Origin of the sequence: Tunturiibacter gelidiferens (genome assembly GCF_014201335.1) — a bacterium.
GTDB classification, from domain to species: Bacteria; Acidobacteriota; Terriglobia; order Terriglobales; family Acidobacteriaceae; genus Edaphobacter; species Edaphobacter lichenicola_E.
Window position 1 is genome coordinate 130,306 of record NZ_JACHEB010000013.1, and the last position, 17,842, is coordinate 148,147.

Below are 17,842 nucleotides of genomic sequence, written 5' to 3' on the forward strand. Positions count from 1 at the left end.
TCGACAGGACAGACGAGTGACAATGCTGCTACTGACCGACCGACAGAAAGACCGAGGTGGATTGAGCCGGCGTTGTGGAACTGACGCTGGTGCCCGTGATGTTTACGGTGTACGTCTTAAATGTGGTGTTGAAGCAGCAACCTGCCAGGCCAAGGATACCGAAAGAAAGAAGGATCGCGGTGAGAAGGCGAATCTTCGGAGTACCTGGCTTTTTGCGGCGGCGGAATCCGGCAAAGAAGACTCCCAGGCCGGTTAGTTCAAGTGGAAAGACTGCGGCAACGGTGATGGGCGCGAGTTCTGTTGCATTGAAAGAGGGGATTGCGGGATTGCGAAGTCTGGCGTCGGCTGCGGTGGTGTTGATGGTCATGGCGACGGTGGCGGTGCTTCCAGCGGTGAGTGTCGGGTTACTGGCGAAGGTGCAGGTGGCGTCAGTAGGGAGTCCGGAGCAGGAGAGATTGATCTGACCTGCGAAGGCTCCGACTGAGGTGAGAACAACCTGGTAGGTCGTCGTACCGGGACCGCGGATGAGCTGAGTCGGGGGCGTGGCGGAGATTTTGAAACTGCCCACTGGTGTGTTGATGACCTGGGTGAGCGTGGCGGAGCTGGTAGAGAAGTTGGTGTTGGCCTGGAAGGTCGCGGTAATTGTGTGACTGCCGGCTGTGAGTGTGGTGGTGGAAAATGTTGCAATACCGTTGCTGTCTAGGGTGCCGGTTCCGAGGAGGTTGCCGCCGTCGGAGAAGTTCACCGTGCCGGTTGGTGCTCCATTTGCGGTGGTGACGGTGGCAGTAAAGGTGACCGAGGCAAACGCGGTTGCTGGCGAACCGGAGCTAGTGATGGTGGTGGTAGTGGCGATGGGGCTGACATCTAGTGTGCCTGGGTGGATGGTCGCGACGTAGTTGCCGGCGGAGGTTCCGGAGACGCTGGCGCCAATGGCGTATTGGCCTGCGGGTGAGGCAGGCGTGGCTGTAGTGGTGTAGTTGACGACCACGTCGTCACCGGGGGCAATGCCAGTGACCGTGCCGGTGAAGGCGGGGTTCGGTGCTCCGTAGAGGCGGCTGGCGCTGTTGACGTTTATGACCAAAGCGGCCTGGTTTTGCGTGATGGTGAGCGAGCCATTGACGAGATTGACAGAGTAGTTGGAGAGCGCCGCGCCGGAGACGGCGGAGATGATCGGATAAGTGCCCACAGCGGAACTGAGGACGGCGGGGCTGGTGAAGGTGGTGAGAACGATGTCTCCCTTGAACAGACCGGTGGTTGTGCCTGTGAAGGTTGGATTTGCGCTGTTGTAAGCACGGGTGGCGTTGTTCGCTGTGACGGTAAGCACACCCGGCGTGACGGTAAGGGTTCCGTTGGTTGTTGTGATGTTGGTGTAGTTGGCGGCGGCTGGGCCGGACACGGTGGGAATGATGGTGTAGGTGCCGATGGGTGAGGCAGGAGTGTCGTTGGTCGTGTAGGTGATTGTGAATTTGTCGACGTTAAGAGCGCCGGTTACAGTGCTGGTAAATGTGGGCTCTGTTGCGCCGTAGGGTCGAGTGGCATTATTCGCAGTTATGTTTACAGCGACGGAGGTCGGAGTGATGGTCAGGGTTCCAAGGGTGACGTTAACGGTGTAGTTGGAAGCTGCGAGGCCTCCGATGGTGTCGTTGATGGGGTAGGACCCGACCGGTGATGCAATGGTGGCGGGAGTGGAGTAGGTGTTGGTGAAGGTGTCGCCGTTAAGGGCACCAGTAACCGTACTGGTGAAGGGAGGGTTCGGTGTTCCGTATGTGCGAGTTGCATTGCCGACTGTGATGGTGAGTGTTGCCTGGGTGACGGTGAGGGTGCCGGGAATGACGGTGATGTTGTAGTCGCCTGCGTTCACTCCGGAGATGGTCGCGTTGATGGGATAGGAGCCGGCCGGCGACGTGATGGTGGCCGGAGAGGAATAGGCGATGGTGAGCACGTCGCCGTTGACGGTGCCCCCGCTGATGGTGTTCCCGTTGAGGACACCCAGGGTGGTGCTGTTAAATGGAGGATTGGCTTGACCGTACTGACGAGTTGCGCTGAGAACTGTAACGGTGATAGCGACCCGAGTGATGGTCAGGGTCCCGGGCGTATTGATGACTGTGTAGTTGGAGAGCTTTGTCGTTCCGACTGGCGTAAGAGTCGCTATGATGGGGTAGTTGCCAACAGGGGATGTGATTGTCGCGGTGCTGGAGTAGGCGACGAGTATGGTTTCGCCCGAGACTATACCAATAATGGTGCCGGTAAAGGTGGGGTTTGCTGCTCCGTACGGCCGAGTGAAGTTGTTGACAGTGATCGTGAGTGGGGCTGGAATGACTGTGAGTGTTACGTTGCCAGTGGCGGGCGAGTAGTTAGTGTCGCCGGAGTAGGTGAAGGTAACACCGTAAGAGCCAACGGCCAGGTCGCTATTGGGAGCGTTACAGGTTGATCCGGTTCCCAAAGTCGCGGTGACAGTGCACAAAATCCGTGTGCCGAAGCTGAAGGTGATGGTTCCGGTTGGAGACGGACTGCCGTTGGTTACGCTGACGTTCTCGGAAAAGGGCTGGCCGTAGACCTCGGTTTCTGGCGGTAGCGTGAACTGAAGCGGGATAAATACCTTTCCTGTTCCGGTAAGCGTGAGAGTCTGAGGGCTGTTGTAAGCGTTCGAGGGGATATTAACAGTCGCAGTCAGGGGGCCCTTGGCGGTCGGAGTGAAGGTGAAGCCCAGATTGCAGGTTGAGCCCGCGATAATAGTGGTGCCGCAGGTTGTGGTGCCCGGATCGATGGTGAAGTGAGGGTCCGAGGTGGTGATGGCACCGTTGAGGGTGAAGGGAGCAGAACCAAAGTTGCTTAGGCTTTGCTGGATGATGACTGAGCTTTGGCCGACAAGAACTGTACCGAAGGCGAGGGTGGGACTCGGATAGGTGATCTCGCGGATTGAGCTGTTGCCGTTGTCGACCTCGAAGAGATCGCCGTTGCCTTCAACAGCGATACCAAGAGGATTGTCAATCTGGGCGAGATTGGCGAGGCCTCCGTCGCCCGAGTTTCCAGCGGTGCTGGTACCGAGGATGGTCGAGATGTTGCTTCCGTTGCTGGTTGTAGAGACGAAGACGGTGTACACGACGTTGGCGGTGGCGTCGGCGATGTAGAGGTCTCCGGCGGCGTCGAAGGCGAGGGAAGAAGGAGCGATGAGTGCGGTGCCGGTTGCTTGGCCGGGGACGGTGGTAGTGGTGGTTCCGTTACCGGCGATCTCATGAATGATGCCGAATTTATCGACTGCGTAGACGAGGTGACCACCGGTGTCGGCGATGTAAAGGATGCCAGTTGCGTCGAGAATAAGGCCGCCGGGTGAGATTAAGCTCGCGGTCGTGGCGAGGACGCCGTCGGCGGAGGAGTTGCTGCCGCTACCCGCGATGATACGGCTTCCGCCAGCGGCGTAGACCTCAATCACGTTATGCGTCGCACCGGCCTGTGCAATGAAGAGGTTGTCAAAGCCGTCGACGTAGATGGACGTGGGGGTGTCCAGTCCGTTGACGTAGCCATTATTGAGACTGCCGTCGACGCCAAATCGGGCGACGGTGCCGTGAACGGCGTCGGTCATGAAGTAGTTGCCAGTAGAGTCGATGGTGACGGCCGACGAGGTAAGCAGACCAGATCCCCCCGGGATGATTGGGACCGGTGCACCGCCACCAGCCTGAAGTTCGAGGAGATTACCAGAGCCTGGGGTCGCGCCCGTATCAAGTATGTATGCGTTGCCTGCCGGATCTACCGTTACGGCAGAAGGCGCGTCCAGAGCTTTGACAACGGTGTTGACTGTCCCAGGGGTGAAAACGCCCAGTGCTCCAGTCGCTCGGGCCTCAAGCCCTTGGGAAACCTTGTTTCCGGAGATTGAGTCCGTAAGCTTGATGGGGGCGCTACGAAGACCGAGAAGAGTCGGCGTAAAACGGACGAAGACCTGGCAGGTGACAGGTGGGGTTCCTGGTGTGGAAGGGCTAAGAATACCCGTGCAGGTGTTTGTGATGATGTTGAAGTCGGGTCCTGAGATGACGGAAAGATTTACCTTTTGATTGACGACAAAAGTGACTGGGAGTCCAGCGCTGACACTACCGACTGGAGTGGTGGGAAAAATGATATTACTGCTGAGTTTGCGCAGGATACTGTTGCCGGAATCGGCGAGGGAGAAGTTGCCAAGATCGTCGACTGTAATGCCGCGTGGACCATTAAGTGGAAAGTTGAGAGTGGAGGTTCCGTCCTGAGTTGAGCTGTACGGGCCGGAGGCGCCATTGGGCAGGCCCGCGGCTATGGTCAGGTTGCTTGAGCCAAGGACATAGCTGACGACGACGTCTGGACTGCTCTCAGTAATATAGAGCAACTGCGTCGGGGAAAAAGTCAGACCATAAGGCTTGTTTAGCGGCGTGGCGATCGTGCCCGAATTGTCATTAGAACATTCGCCGACTGCTGTTTGATACGTTGAGAAACCGACGACCCGGCGAACGCAGTTGTTGCCGGTATCTGCGATGAAGAGGTCGCCTGCGCCATTGATCGCGAGACCTGAAGGAGCGTTCAGCGTGACGCTGCCGGTGATACCGGGGCAGCTCGTGGGGACCAGCGTGGAAGGCGCGCCTGCCACGACGCACAGGCTCGAACTAGGAGCTTGAAGCAAGACCTGATAAGTGCTGAGCGATGAAGGGACCTCAGTATCTTGAATTGCGATGTAGAGGTTGTTGCTGGCGTCGAGGACGAGACCGTTCGGGTTCGGTGTGGCAGATGCTCCGGAGCCGCAGGTGCCGGCGACCGTGATGAGAGAGGCGACTCCAGACGCTCCGAAGGGGAGCTTGCGGACGCAGTTATGACTGCTGTCAGCGATGTAGAGGTTGTTAGAGTTGTCCACGGCAAGACCAGTGGGTTGGTACAGGCCTTGGCTGGGGGTCGGGGTACTGTTGGTCGCAGTGGAACAGGTATCGCCCTTGCCAGAGACCGCTAGTCCGACCAGGGTGCTCATGGAACCCGTGGTATCGATCTTGCGGACGCAGTTGTTCAGTGTGTCCGATAGATATTGATTTCCATTTGAGTCGAAGACGATGTAGGACGGGGTGTTGAGACTAACCGTCGTCGCTGGCCCGAAGTCCCCGTTAAAGCCTGGCGTAATGGTCCCGGCATATCGGGTGCCACTCTGCACCAGAGTCAGCACCTGGGCAGATGCGAGAGACGGCAGAATGGCGAATGCAACTAGAACGACCAGAGCAGAGAGGGCCTGGACACCAGAGAGGCGGTTGAAATGCATGGGTGAAGCTCCTAGGTTCGTGCCGCAAAGTGAAGCAGGTGAGACGTAAGTTGCAGGTAAAGCGGTTCTTGCGGAGTTTTGACCCTTCCGCTGAAAGTAGGTATCCGGTCTCCTGCGCCAAAAGTATTGCATGTAGAGGATTTGAAGGAACTACCTATAAAGTGGCAGTCGAATACGCTCCAAAACGGTTGAAATTAGAGGCCAGAACTGGTTTTTCGGAAAAGTTAGCAATTCCGGAGAAAGGACTGGTAAGAGGAGGCGGAGGAAGAAAACTTTCGTTGCTAGGCACAAATCTTGTCTGCGAAAGGCCTCTCCAGCGATTTTGAAGGGGCCTTGCCTCGGTGGACAGATGAGACTCTGGGCGGGACAATGGGAATCAGCGGCGATCAAGACAGGACTTTGGCGTGAGAGAAATTCGACAGATCGTTCGACTTTGGCATCAGGATACGGCTACCGTATTTGTGACACTGGTGCGGACCGAGGGATCCAGTTATCGCCGACCCGGGGCTCACCTGCTGCTCGGGCAGCAAGGTGAGTACGCCGGAACAATCAGCGGAGGATGCCTGGAGGCTGAGGTCGTGCGTAAAGCAGCATGGCTAGTCCGGGGAGGGGCCGTGATGGAACGGTACTCGACGATGTTTGACGATACGGCAGAGATACCCTTCGGATTAGGATGCGGCGGCGTGGTCGATCTGCTTCTCGAGCCAGCCGATACTCCCGAATGTCATGCGGTCCTCAAAGCTCTGGAAGGCGCGCTTGCCGGGGATGAGGTGACGGTGCTGACCTGGCTGCCACGTGAGGGTAGGGGATTGAAACGCGCAGTGCTCGCGGCGAACGGGGATTTTGCATATGCCAGCGCGGGGCTGACTGAAGCCGAACTGGTGGAGGCGAGGGCGGCGGCCGTACTACCCCGAGGTGAGTTTGAGAGTGTGGGCACCGAGGTTTTTGTGGAGCGGATTGCAACCCCGCAGCGGTTGTTCATTTTGGGGGCGGGTGATGATGCGAAGCCGGTGGTGAGTATGGCGGCGTTGCTGGGCTGGAGCGTTTCAGTAATGGATGGACGGGCGCACATGGCTCGCGCGGAGCGATTTCCGGAGGCGGAACAGGTTATCGTGGCATCGGCCGTCTCGCGTGAAGTGCTGGCCATCCGACCTGATGATGCAGTGGTTTTGATGTCGCATAGTTACGAACAGGACAGGGAGCTACTGGCTGCGGTGCTGCCGTTGCGTCCCAAGTATCTGGGGCTTCTGGGTGCGCGCCGCCGAAGTTCATTGCTGGTGAGCGAGGCGGCAGCGACACTAGGGTGGACGGTCGGTGAATGCTGCGACCGAATCTTTGCTCCGGTTGGACTGGACCTGGGTGGCGACGGACCGGAGGCCATTGCTCTTGCCGTGATCGCCGAGGTTCAGGCGTGTTGCATGGGCAAGCTCGGTGCTTCGCGCAGGTTGTCGTCGGAAGATGTCGAGAGGCATCTGGCGGAGGGTGATGCGGGCCGCTATCTGCAAGCCCAGTGCGCGCTGGATCGCGCCTGAGGCGGGTTTGGCGTGATTTTCTTGTAGCGGCGCTTGGAGGCAGCCACGGAAAACCGGTAGAGACGATGAGGGATGCGGAACTGGCGCACGCTTTTTAGATTGAGGTTCCTGTCCGAGAAATACTAGAGGGTCTGTAGGAATTCTTCGATCAGGTTGGCGGCCACGACGGAGCGGTATTTTGCGGTGCTGCGAATATCATCGATGGGAATCGTTTCGCTCAGAATTGCGGCCCGCGCCTTTGCGATCGTCGCCGGTGTGATCTTCTGCTTCAGGAGGGACTGTTCGGTGGCGACCAGGCGCGCGGGAGTTTCGCGCAGGCTCGCGGCTCCGATGCGGATGCTTTCAATGACGCCGTGGTTGCTGCTGGCGACTATGGCGACGGCAACCTTTGAAATGGCCTGGGCATTGCGTGTGCCCACTTTGCGAACATAAGTTGTGTAACCGTGCATGTTACGTGAGAGCGTAATGCTGTGGAGAAGTTCGTCTTGGGCAAGATCGGTTCTTTTGTAACTGATGTGGAAGTCGCGGTAGGGGATAGTTCGGATCCCGCGAGTGGAGACGAGAGTGACGGCTGCGTCATAAGCGAGGAGCACTGGAGGAGAGTCTGCTGCGGGACTTGCGTTGACGATGTTGCCACCGAGTGTGCCACGGTTCTGGTTTGCGATGCTTCCGGTCCAACTTGCAGCCTGGGCAAGGATGGAGAATTCAGCGGTGACGATTGGGTGCTTGCGGATGTCGGTGAAGGTTGTTGCGGCACCAATGATTACAGCATCAGGCGTGACCTCGATGAATCGGAGTTCCTTGAGATTCCACAGAGAGATGAGTTTTTTTGGCTGAAGACGACCCGCGCCTAGTGCCACCATCAGCTCGGTGCCACCGGCGATTGGCGTATAGCGGTCGGGTGAGTCGGCGAGGATCTGGAGTACGGCGTCCAGAGACCTTGGGGCCGTAAGCTCGTATTCGGTGACGTTGGAGCGCATCGTTTTCCCTATTGTCGAAGTGAGTTTGTTGGTACACGCACGACAACTATTGTGTCTCCGATTGTGGAGTTGCTTTTGCAGCTGCGGCAAGCACGGAGTTGAAGATTCGCATGTAGCCCGTGCAACGGCAGAGATTTCCGTTGAGACCTTCCTGTATCTGTAACAGTGTTGGTTGCGGAATGTTTTCGAGAAGGTGATACGTGGCGAGGATCATACCGGGAGTGCAGATGCCGCACTGGGCTCCGCCTTGTTCCAGGAAGCATTGCTGAATCGGGTGGAGTTTCTTATCGATTGCAATGCCTTCGATTGTGATGATCTCGGCGCCCTGAGTTTGCAGGATCGGGACCAGGCAGGAATTGACGAGGTCACCATTCATAAGTACAGCGCATGCTCCGCATTCGCCTTCGCCACAACCTTCTTTGGCTCCCGTGAGATGCAGATCTTCACGCAGGACGTCGAGAAGGCGCTTCATTGGCGGGGTTTCGACGATTCTTTTCTCGTCGTTGACCGTGAGGGCGACTCGGGTCATTTCAAATTTACCGCGGTCTGCTTGCACCAATTTGCCTGAAAAATACTTCTGATGATGGCGAATGTTGTATCGTTCACGCCGACACCTCTGACGTTTCGACTTGCGTGTCGCGGTCGATGATGGGATCAAGGTCCTCTGTGCTAGAGGTCGGGATGCGGGTCATGCGCTCGAAGATGTCTTCGGGGAGGAGAGGTATTTCGTTGAAGGCGAGACCGGTGGCGTGCTCGATGGCGTTAAGAATCGCGGGGGCGGGGCCGTCCATGGGGAGCTCACCTATGCCCTTGGCTCCGTAAGCGCCGTGTGGCGAAGGGACTTCTTCGAAGCTGACATGAATCGACGGGAGGTCGGCGCTGGTGGGCATGATGTAGTTTGTCATCTGGTTGTTGGCGAGATGTCCGTTGCGCCAGAGGCACTTTTCATAGAGGGCGTAGCCGATGCCTTGGGCGACACCGCCTTCAATTTGTCCCGCGGCGAGGATGGGATGGAGGACTTTGCCAACTTCTTGTAATGCGTAGAAGTTGGTGACCTGCGCTGAGTAGGTGGTGGTGTCTACTACGACTTCGGCGACGTAAACAGCCCAGGCGTAGGCTGGATAGGCTTCACCGCTATAGGTATTATCGTCCCAAAAGATGTCGCCGGGGGACTGGTAGCGGGCTTCGGTTTTGAGGGAGCCGTGCTGGGCGAGATATTTGAGGGCAGCATGGCAGAATTGGGTCCGCGTGTATTGAGCTGCTCTGGATCGGGCACGGTTGAGGAGAGGAGGTAGAAAGGGAGCGAGAGATGCTAGGAGGGATTCGGCGGCACGCTCGACGAGCTTACCGACGACCATGGCGGTGCGGCTGGCGACCGTGGGTCCGGAGTTTGGAACCAGAGTTGTGTCGGGTTGTGCGATGAGGACTTCTTCGTAGGGAAGATTGAGGGCGTCGGCGGCGATCTGGCAGAGGATGGTGTTGGTGCCCTGGCCGAACTCGGTGGAGGAGACAAGGATGCGAGGTCGGCCTTCAGCTGTCAGCTCGATCTCGACGAGGGAGTTGAGGCGCCGCTCACCGGAGCCGGTGAAGCCTGCTCCGTGGAAGAAGGTTGCGAAGCCTATGCCGCGTTTGATGGTGCTGATAGGGTTTTCAGCGTCGAATTGTTTGCGTTTGGCGTGGTAGTTCGATTCTTCAAGGGCCCGGGTGAGGAGATGCTGCATGTCGACCGGGTCTTTGAGGAGCTGACCGGTGGCGGTGCGGTAGCCAGTTCCTAAAAAATTGCGGCGGCGGAGTTCTTCGGGGGTGAGGCCAACGACTTTGGCGATCTTGTCCATGTGGCGTTCGAGGGCGAAGATGCTTTGTGGCGCTCCGAAGCCGCGGAAGGCGCCATGGGGCGGAATATTTGTTGCCATTGCTTTGGCACGGACGGTGAGGTGGGGCCAGTGGTAGGGGCCGGGGGCATGGATGGTGCCGCGGGAGAGGACTACCGGTGAAAGGGTGGCGTAGGCTCCTCCGTCGATGGCGAAGTCTATCTCACCGGCGAGGAGCTTGCCGTCCTTGCTCACTGCGGTGCGGTGGCGGGTGCGGGATGGGTGGCGCTTGGTGGTGGCGGCCATGTCTTCGGCGCGGTCGTAGCAGAGCTTGACCGGGTGGGCTGACTTCATGGCCAGCAGTGCTGCGTGGCTGCCGATCACTGAGGGGAAGTCCTCCTTGCCGCCGAAAGCTCCGCCGGTCTCGGTCTGGATGACGCGGCACTTCTCGGCAGGGAGGTTGAAGACTAGCTCGAGTGCGTGGACGAGATAGAAAGGGCATTGCATGGAGCCGCGGACGGTTACTCCCTTTTCTGGGTCGTACTCAGCGATGACTCCGTTGTTCTCGATGTAGAGCTGCTCCTGCGCTCCGGTGCGGTACTCGCCTTCGACGATGTAGTCAGCGGTCTGCCAGACCTCGTCTGGGATCGGCTTCTGGTCCTTCTGCATGAGGTAGGTCTTGAAGGTGTTGGCGTTCTCGCCTTCGCCCCAGATGATCTGTTCTTTCTTTTCGGAGTCCTCGATGGTGAAGATGGCGGGGAGTTCTTCGTAGGTGATGTGGACTGCGGCAACGGCGGCGGGGAGTACGGCCCGGTTGGGGTGGGCGAGGAGGAGGATGGGCTCTTGGCAGTGGTTGACGTGGGTGACGGCGAGGCAGGGGTGGTCTTTGGTGAGGTGGACGATGGTGTTTTCGCCGGGGATGTCGGCGGCGGAGACGATGGTGTATTCGTGCCAGGGGATGGCGGGGTCGAAGGAGATGGAGGTGATGCGTCCGCGAGGGATGGAGCTACGAACGGTGGCGCCGAACCACATGCCGGGAAGGGTGATGTCGTCGATGTACTGGGCGCGACCGAGGACCTTGTCTCTTCCCTCTTTTCGGATGGGGGAGCTGCCAACGGTCTGGGGGCGGTTGGTCATGGAAGGTGTTGCATAAGCATAGACCAAGTTTTCGCAGGTGAGGAGAGGATCGTTCGGTCGGGGGTACCCCCTCCCCCCTTTAAGGTATTTTGGAAGCAAATCCTTTTATTTGAGTGGTTTGCAGGTGGGTTGTGTCTGCAAAATATTCAATCGAAAGGGGTTGCGTGCAAAATACTTGTTTTCAAGGAGATGCCGGCGGATCGCAAAAGCGAGCCGGTCACGCCTAATCTTTAACTTCTGACGCTGTATTCAGTATAGAAGGTTGGAGGTAACTCATACGCCATGCGATTTAGCTCGATTGGCGTGGGGTTTTGCGATTGTGGGGCTTGACAGCTTTTCGCTGGTGAGACGGGCGGGGGATGACAACAAGAAGAGCAATTGCAACTGCACAGCAGATCCCCTGCGGGGATGACAACAAGAAACGCAACTGCGACTGCGACAGCAACAGCAGATCCCCTGCGGGGATGATAGCAAGAAAGGCAACTGCAATGGCAACGGCAATACAGGGATCCTTTGCCGCCATACATTCTCTTTCCCCGTCATCCTGACCCTGAGCGCAACCGAAGGGGAAGGGAATCAGTGGTAGGTGACTGTGTCCTGGGCCTGGTGGGTGAAGTTGTCGTAGAAGAGTTTGTAGCCGGCTTCGTTGCCTCCCTGGACCTGGAAGAGTAGCTCGGAGTGGCCTTCGCGGGCGAAGTCGGCGGCGCCGGCGAGGTGCATGAGGCGGCCGAGATGATGGACTTCGCCGGTGGGGGAGATGGCAAACCAGTGGTCGACGTAGGCGTCATCGGGTGGGCCGTCGCAGAGGTAGCCGCCGAGGGTGATCTGGAGCATGCGCCAGTTGGTTTTGTTCGAGAGGTAGGAGGAGTCCATCTTGATCTGGGAGTCTGGGTAGGTGGAATCGTGGTAGTTCGATGGTGAGTTGGTGGTGTTTTGCGTGCAGTTCTTTGGATGCGGGTAGAGCTTGTGAAAGGCCTGAATGACGTGGGTGAGGTCGAGGGGGAAGACTGCGGCGGGTTGCCAGTTGTCCGGGTCGGTGAGGTGGGAGAGGTTGGTGGCGAGGATGGCGTGGGGCCGGTCGGGATAGTCGGGTGTTGAGCGACGTTCGAGGTGGAGGACGGCGGCGGGGTTGGTGATGGTCTGGACGCCGATCTCGGAGTAGGAGTGATAGGCCGTGGGTGTGGTTGCGGCTACTTTCGCAACGGGTTTGCCTTGTTTGAAGAGGGTCCAGGTGGTGACGGGCGGATAGAGGTGGACGATGGTTTTAAGGCAGGCTTCGTCCTGGCAGATGGCGTTGTAGGAGCGCCACTGGCGGCCGGACTGATAGAAGAGGACGCGGACTCCGGGCTGGCCCTGGTTGTCGCCTGCGCCGGAGGAGGTGGACTCGAAGATGCCGATGATGGGCTTCTGCGCGAAAACTGGGAGTGTTGAGAGAAGCAGCAGGAGGTTGAGGGCTCGTGGCTTCATGTGAGTTAGTGTACTCATCGGAGGAGGGAGAGTTTTCGATTTTCTTCTAAATTGCCGAAGGGCTGTTTTCCTGAGGGCACGCAACCCACGAGACCGGCGAACAATGCTACTTCGAGAACAAGAAGAAAATTTTCCCGGCCATTAGGTTGAAAGTGGATCGTCGCAATTGAGCAGACTATGTAGGAAAGCTCAAATCGGAAAACGGTTTGGCAAGGCTCTTGGCGCTTCAGCCTCCGGGTTGATCTTTGCATTACCTGTCGCGGTGTTGACGAGAAGCGCGTTTTTTATTACTGATTCTGGAAGCTATGGCCGAGCCGTTAATGGCCGGGCGTGGGTGTATCGGGCCAGGTGGGGCTGGCCAGTTGGATCGTCATCATGGGACCCTCCGCGTAGAGAGGACCTTGTTCTCTGGCGAAGGTTGTGGCTTCGCCGCCGATAGTCCATATTTGAATGTTGGGAGGCGCCTTGCCGATGATAGGGGCCACCACGCCCGCCACTCCGCCCAGGTTGATCTTGATGTCATAGTGGATCGCCTTCCGCGAAGAGCCGGCTACGAAGCATTTGTCTTCACCAACGTTGGAGATAACTAGTTTTACCAACCTCGGCTTCGGGGTGGTTACCACCATGGAGACGGTTGGCGTCGGGGAGTTCGGGCCCAGGTTTTGGAGCAGGATGGGCACCATTCCATTTGCCAGATCCGGCGGAAGATCGAGATGATCCGTCTTGACCTCTTCCTTCCCATCTTTTCCTGTGGAATGCACCGTGACCTCTCCGGTATGGGCGTCAATCAGCACATCCATCGGATGAGGAAAGGAAGGCCCTTTTTGGATGTGGTGATCGCTGATCAGCTGGAAGACTCGGCGTTGCGAGAAGACTGTTGTCTCATCGTCAATCGAGCCGTCTTTGAAATGAAAGATCGTTCGCGATGTGACGCGGTTGCCCCGTACGACCTGGAAGCTGTCTCCTGAGGCGACCACTTGCCCATCCTCAGAGCGCAGCTCAAGGAAACCGTGAATGGTGCCTTGCATAGAACGCACGGGAATCGGATCCGCCTTTGCGGTCAACTGCAATGCCCAGACCGGCAGGAGGATGAGTAAACAAATTCGAAGGCGTTTCAAGAAAAGAATGTTTATAGGCCAGAAACCAGAAAACGGGCCGGAGGAGAACGGGTTTCGCATGTGTCCTCCCAACGTGCTATCTCTGGTGTAGATGGCAACCATGCTGAAGGAGTTGTGTCCCAAAACAACGCGACTAGTAACGATAAGCCGCCTTGCGGAAAGTGCGGTCACTTCCCGAGTGAGGGCTTTGGTTGCGGTTTATTTTCTATCGTGACCTTGAAGGCTTGCCTCTGCTGATGGGGGATTTTTTTGCGGCGCGTTTTCTAATTGGTTTCTTTTTGCTGCCTTTGGATTTGGCTGACGTTGAGCCGGAGGGGTTGACGACGGTGATGAGCTTTGTGCCGATGGGGGTGCCGAGGCCAGTGCAGGCGTCCCAGCCGGGGCGGGCGGTGAAGCCGGTGGGAGAGCCGGAGTAGTTGGTGCCGGAGGTGATGTCGTTGAATGCGGCTTTGCCTTTGGCGGCGTAGATGGCGGGTTGGATGAAGCCGGCGGAGGTTTTGTTCTGCGCGTTGGCTACGGCGATGAGGCCGGCCCAGAGAGGAGCTACGGCGCTGGTGCCGCCGATGACCATGTTTTTTCCGTCGACGCGAATGATGTAGCCGGTGGATGGGTCGGCGTCGCCGGAGACGTCGGGGACGCCGCGGCCACCTGCTGAGTTGGTGGGTGCAGGGACGTTGGCGTTTGCCTGCCAGGACGGGAGCGGGAAGAAGTTGCTGACGCCGCCGCCGGTTGCGCCTTCGTTGTTGGTGAGCTCGTTCCAGACGACCTCGGAGCTGATGGAGGAGCCGCTGGCTGTGAGTTTGGTTCCACCGCAGGCGAGGACGTGGGGGCTGGAGGCGGGGAAGTCGACGTGGTTCTGGCCGTCGGTGAGGCCGTCGGTGGAGCCGTTGTCTCCTGCGGCGACGGTGATGGTGATGCCTAGGGCGGCGGCGGATTGGCAGGCGGCGTCGAGGGCGTTGAGCGATTGTGCGGTCCAGCTGGATTCGGGGCCGCCCCAGCTGATGGAGATGACGCTGGGTTTGTTGGTGGTGTCGTGGACGGCGGTGGCGATGGCGTCGATGAAGCCCTGGTCGGTGTTGGGGGTGAAGTAGACGACGATGTTGGCGCCGGGGGCGACGGCGGCGGCGACTTCGATGTCGAGCATGACTTCTCCGTCGGCGCTGTTAGCGTTGCTGGGGCTGTTTTTGCCGCCGTCGACAGAGACCGTGGTGACCTTGGGGGCTTTCTGGCCGAGGGATTTGAAGTAGGTGGTGAGGTCGGCGGTTTTGTAGCCGCCGCCTAGCTCGATGATGCCGATGGTTTGGCCTGCGGCAGAGGCGTTCGCGGGGAACTGGTAGAGCTGCGCGATCTGGATGGGCGAGTAGGAGGTGTTGGCGCCGCTGGCGTGGGGATGGGCGAAGCCTCCGGCCTGGGCGATGTTGGCGGTGATGTCGCCGGCTTCGCCTGCGATGCGAAAGTGGGGCTTGGCTTGCGGGCGGTTGTCGAGGCCGAGGACGGCTTCGACTGCGCCGACGAGGTCGCTGGGGAGAGTGATGCTGCCCTCGCGGACACGGTATGTGGTGCCTTCGTGATTCTTGTGGACGAGGGTGACGCCGAAGGCCTTCTGCATGGCGGCGATGGTGCCGGAGAGCTTGACGGTGCGGCGTTCGGGGCCGGGGGTGTCGGGGGCGACGGTGAGGCCGAACTCTTTGGCGAAGGTGCGGACGAGCTTTACAGCGGCGGGATCAGCGCCGTGGTTTCTTCTGTATTCGGCGTGGGTGAGGCGCTGCTTGCCGAGGCGGTTGGCGGCCTTGAGAGGGGTCTTGCGGCGGACGACGACCGAGACGGTGATTTTCGTGCCGGAGGGCGCGGGCTTTTCGCCGGCGGTTTGAACGAAGGCAGATTTCTCGCTGCCGGGAAGGACGGTGCGGGGGGAGGCTGAGATGTGAGGAGTGGATTTCTTTTTCGTAGCCATGGATGTGGTCCTCTAAATTTGGGGATGAATTTGTATGAGGGGCCGGGCCGCAGAGCGATGTTCGCGAAGACCCATACTATGCCTGAGTCGTTGAGGATGGAAGCAGAGTAAGACAAATATTCGCTTCGCCTGTAGGGATAGTGCGCGGAGGTGAGAGATCGTATCCGATGCCGGCAACAGCGGAGACTAGGACAACAGCAGGTCCCCTTCGGGGATGACAACCAGAAAGGCAGTTGTTGTTGCGAAGCAGAGAAATTCAAGTGCGAAGGCTTCAAGGCTTCACTCGCCCTGAAGCCTTGAACTGGCCTAGAAGTGGCGCAGGGGTTCGGAGGTCGTGGAGGCTTTGTAGTCGGGGTCGCCGGGAATGGGGTCGAGGTTGGAGCGGAGATCGGCGCTGCGTTCGAGAGAGCGGCTGACGATGTCGCGGGAGCCGAGGCCGACGGCGAGAGCGAGGGTGAGGACGATGCCGCCGAAGAGGATTCCAAAGGCGAGTTCGACAACGGCGCCGCCAATCTGGAGGTGGTCGAGGACCATAGCGGCGGTGAGGACGAGGACGAGCCACTTGATGCCGAGAGAGAGGAAGCGGGCGTACTGGAGCTTTGCGTTGACGGCGCCGATGAGGACGGAGCGCTCGAGAAAGCGCGCGATGAGAGTGCCGGCGATGAGGAGGAGGACGGCTCCGATGGAGTGGGTGAGGTAGGGAAGTACGAAGAGGGAGATTTGGGATTCGCCGGGGAAGGCGGCGTCGAATGCGGAGATGCCGATGAAACAGCCGATGGCGACACAGCCCCAGAAGACGACACGGGCGAGCAGCGCGGTGGGGCTATGGGCGGGGGACCAGTCGGAGATGGTGGCCGAGGAGTTGCGTGCCAGACGCTCGTCAAACTTGGCGGCGGTGAGGCTGCGTCGGAGGAGCGCGGCGAGGCCCATGCCGATGGCGGTCATGACGACGAGCGCGAGCAGAAGGGCGATAAGGGCCGGGAGAAAGCTCGCCAGTTTATAGAGGACCTGTTGAGCGGATTGGCGGAGTGCCTGTTCGACTTGTTGCCACATGGGAGAGTCTCCTTACGGGTTGCTGGCCTGTTATTTTGCCGCTCGATTTCTATGGATTGAAGCGGTCTGGCCAGCGCCAGCGTGATACGAGATAGGGTTTGTCGGCTTCAAAGGCGAGGGCAAGATCCTGGATGTGTTTTTCCGGCGCAGTGCCGGTGCTGATGAGGGTGAGATGAGAGGCAACCCAGGCGAGATAGAGGGGCGTGAGCGCTCCGAGAAGGTGACCGCGATTGATGGTGCGCAGGCGGTAGGCGAGGATGAAGTCGTAGACGATGCGAGCCCAGAGATTGTCGGGCATGCGGAAGTTTTCGGGCTGCAAGATGGAGAGCTTTTTAAGGCCGAGGAGCGAGTTGGGCGGCAGGACGAGGGACCATATCTCGTGGAGGTTTGAGTAGGCGAGGCGGAAGGCTTCGAGCATGGGTGCGATGTCGGGCGGCTCGGTGACGGAGACGGTTTGGGGAAGGCTGGGTGCTGGCTGGGTGCCGCGGGCGCGCTGCCAGAAGGAGGCCTTGGTGTCGATGTCGGAGAAGAAGGAGCCGGCGATGAGAGCGAGCAGGCTGTTGAGATCGCGGGCGTTGGGTTGAGGGAGGGTGCGTGGGATGACCTCTACCTCGGCGATGGTGAAGTTGGCGGTGGCCGCTTCGGCGAGAGGCCAGAGGAAGGAGTCGTCCTGCGAGGTGGCGGTGAAGCGTTGTGCGACGGCGGCGAGACGGCCGGCCATGCGGAGAGAGAGGCCGAGGTCGAGGGCGAGAGGAAAGCGGGGGCGTGTGCCGAAGAGGGCGCGGGTGACAGGGTAAAGGATGGCGGAGTTTGCGAGGCCTTCGCGGGGGCCGAGATGGTAGTGGGCGACGGCGAGGTCGGAGGTGAGTGCGGATTTTGCGAGGGCCCGGATGGCTTCGGGGTGGAGGGACTGGCACTCGGCGCCGAGGAGGAGGCAGGTGGCGGCGTTGTTCTCCTGAGCGAGCTTGTAAGCGTTGAGGTAGTCGGCTGCAGTGAGGACCCAGGGGGTGGCGGAGACCGAGGTCGGTGTGTAGGGAATGAGACGGAGTGGGCCGCCGGAGGAGAGCTGAGGGGCGGCGTCCGGTGTGGCGACCAGGACGGTGTCGTTGGGAAACGCCAGGGCGAGGTTGGCGAGCGTGGCATCGAAGGCTTCCTGCGGGAGGGAGCCCAGGCTGATGAGCAGGCTGCTGGCCGGGTTTGGCGCGTTCACTGCGTTCGAACTAGGGTCGATATTTGTCTGGGCGGAGGCCATCGTGCGATCTGGACTTTCTCGGTTCGTTTAGCGGAGGCTCAGATTCCGGCTTCTCTGGTTTCGGGATGCTCAGTGCAGATGCGTGCTGCCGTGAGTGTACTGCCGATTTTCAGGGGACGCGAGCGGACGAGACCTGACTTCAGGAAAATCGGGCGGCTTCGTTGTCAAACGGTGATTTTTTTGTGGCATGTTTTCTGCGTGTCCCTAAGTTCGTGGTTTGCGCATCCTATATCTGAAACGGCTTCATTGAGAGATGCATTTTGTGGTGTATG

Annotated in this window: 11 protein-coding genes; 1 reads left to right on the plus strand and 10 read right to left on the minus strand. The window is 59.1% G+C overall.

What is annotated here, in order from left to right:
• Positions 1–28 precede the first annotated feature (28 nt).
• A complete protein-coding gene (locus HDF14_RS22700) occupies positions 29–5,266 on the minus strand; it encodes an MBG domain-containing protein (protein WP_183981040.1) in 5,238 nt (1,745 codons plus the stop codon).
• Positions 5,267–5,670: 404 nt separating this feature from the next.
• Between HDF14_RS22700 and HDF14_RS22705 the strand changes: the two genes are divergently transcribed.
• Entirely contained in the window at positions 5,671–6,798 is a 1,128-nt protein-coding gene (locus HDF14_RS22705; protein ID WP_183981041.1) for an XdhC family protein, read from the plus strand.
• Positions 6,799–6,920: 122 nt separating this feature from the next.
• Here the strand turns inward: HDF14_RS22705 and HDF14_RS22710 are convergent, their stop codons facing one another.
• From HDF14_RS22710 to HDF14_RS22750, 9 genes are all read right to left on the minus strand, one after another.
• Positions 6,921–7,778, minus strand: a complete 858-nt coding sequence (locus HDF14_RS22710) for an FAD binding domain-containing protein (protein WP_183981042.1) — start codon at positions 7,776–7,778, stop codon at positions 6,921–6,923.
• A gap of 46 nt (positions 7,779–7,824) precedes the next feature.
• Entirely contained in the window at positions 7,825–8,307 is a 483-nt protein-coding gene (locus tag HDF14_RS22715) for a (2Fe-2S)-binding protein (RefSeq protein WP_183981043.1), read from the minus strand.
• 73 nt (positions 8,308–8,380) lie between these two features.
• Positions 8,381–10,726: a xanthine dehydrogenase family protein molybdopterin-binding subunit gene (locus HDF14_RS22720; RefSeq protein WP_183981044.1), complete on the minus strand. Its 2,346-nt coding sequence runs from the start codon at positions 10,724–10,726 to the stop codon at positions 8,381–8,383.
• Positions 10,727–11,015: 289 nt separating this feature from the next.
• On the minus strand, positions 11,016–11,249 hold the full coding sequence (locus HDF14_RS22725; protein ID WP_183981045.1) for a hypothetical protein: 234 nt from the start codon (positions 11,247–11,249) through the stop codon (positions 11,016–11,018).
• A gap of 53 nt (positions 11,250–11,302) precedes the next feature.
• Entirely contained in the window at positions 11,303–12,211 is a 909-nt protein-coding gene (locus HDF14_RS22730) for a hypothetical protein (RefSeq protein ID WP_183981046.1), read from the minus strand.
• Positions 12,212–12,510: 299 nt separating this feature from the next.
• A complete protein-coding gene (locus tag HDF14_RS22735; RefSeq protein ID WP_221304842.1) occupies positions 12,511–13,221 on the minus strand; it encodes a hypothetical protein in 711 nt (236 codons plus the stop codon).
• A gap of 295 nt (positions 13,222–13,516) precedes the next feature.
• Complete coding sequence (locus HDF14_RS22740) at positions 13,517–15,265, minus strand: S53 family peptidase (protein WP_183981048.1); 1,749 nt, start codon at positions 15,263–15,265, stop codon at positions 13,517–13,519.
• 306 nt (positions 15,266–15,571) lie between these two features.
• Positions 15,572–16,318, minus strand: coding sequence for a hypothetical protein (locus tag HDF14_RS22745; RefSeq protein WP_183981049.1), 747 nt, complete (start codon positions 16,316–16,318; stop codon positions 15,572–15,574).
• Between the two features lie 49 nt (positions 16,319–16,367).
• The gene (locus HDF14_RS22750; RefSeq protein WP_183981050.1) at positions 16,368–17,570 is read right to left on the minus strand and encodes a hypothetical protein; all 1,203 of its coding nucleotides are present in this window, start codon (positions 17,568–17,570) and stop codon (positions 16,368–16,370) included.
• Positions 17,571–17,842: the final 272 nt, after the last annotated feature.

Coding starts and splice junctions, on each gene's coding strand:
- HDF14_RS22740 (WP_183981048.1), bottom strand. CDS start 15,265: ATGGCTACGAAAAAGAAATCCACTCCTCACATCTCAGCCTCCCCCCGC.
- HDF14_RS22730 (WP_183981046.1), bottom strand. CDS start 12,211: ATGAGTACACTAACTCACATGAAGCCACGAGCCCTCAACCTCCTGCTG.
- HDF14_RS22700 (WP_183981040.1), bottom strand. CDS start 5,266: ATGCATTTCAACCGCCTCTCTGGTGTCCAGGCCCTCTCTGCTCTGGTC.
- HDF14_RS22715 (WP_183981043.1), bottom strand. CDS start 8,307: ATGACCCGAGTCGCCCTCACGGTCAACGACGAGAAAAGAATCGTCGAA.
- HDF14_RS22735 (WP_221304842.1), bottom strand. CDS start 13,221: ATGCAAGGCACCATTCACGGTTTCCTTGAGCTGCGCTCTGAGGATGGG.
- HDF14_RS22725 (WP_183981045.1), bottom strand. CDS start 11,249: ATGGCGGCAAAGGATCCCTGTATTGCCGTTGCCATTGCAGTTGCCTTT.
- HDF14_RS22750 (WP_183981050.1), bottom strand. CDS start 17,570: ATGGCCTCCGCCCAGACAAATATCGACCCTAGTTCGAACGCAGTGAAC.
- HDF14_RS22745 (WP_183981049.1), bottom strand. CDS start 16,318: ATGTGGCAACAAGTCGAACAGGCACTCCGCCAATCCGCTCAACAGGTC.
- HDF14_RS22720 (WP_183981044.1), bottom strand. CDS start 10,726: ATGACCAACCGCCCCCAGACCGTTGGCAGCTCCCCCATCCGAAAAGAG.
- HDF14_RS22710 (WP_183981042.1), bottom strand. CDS start 7,778: ATGCGCTCCAACGTCACCGAATACGAGCTTACGGCCCCAAGGTCTCTG.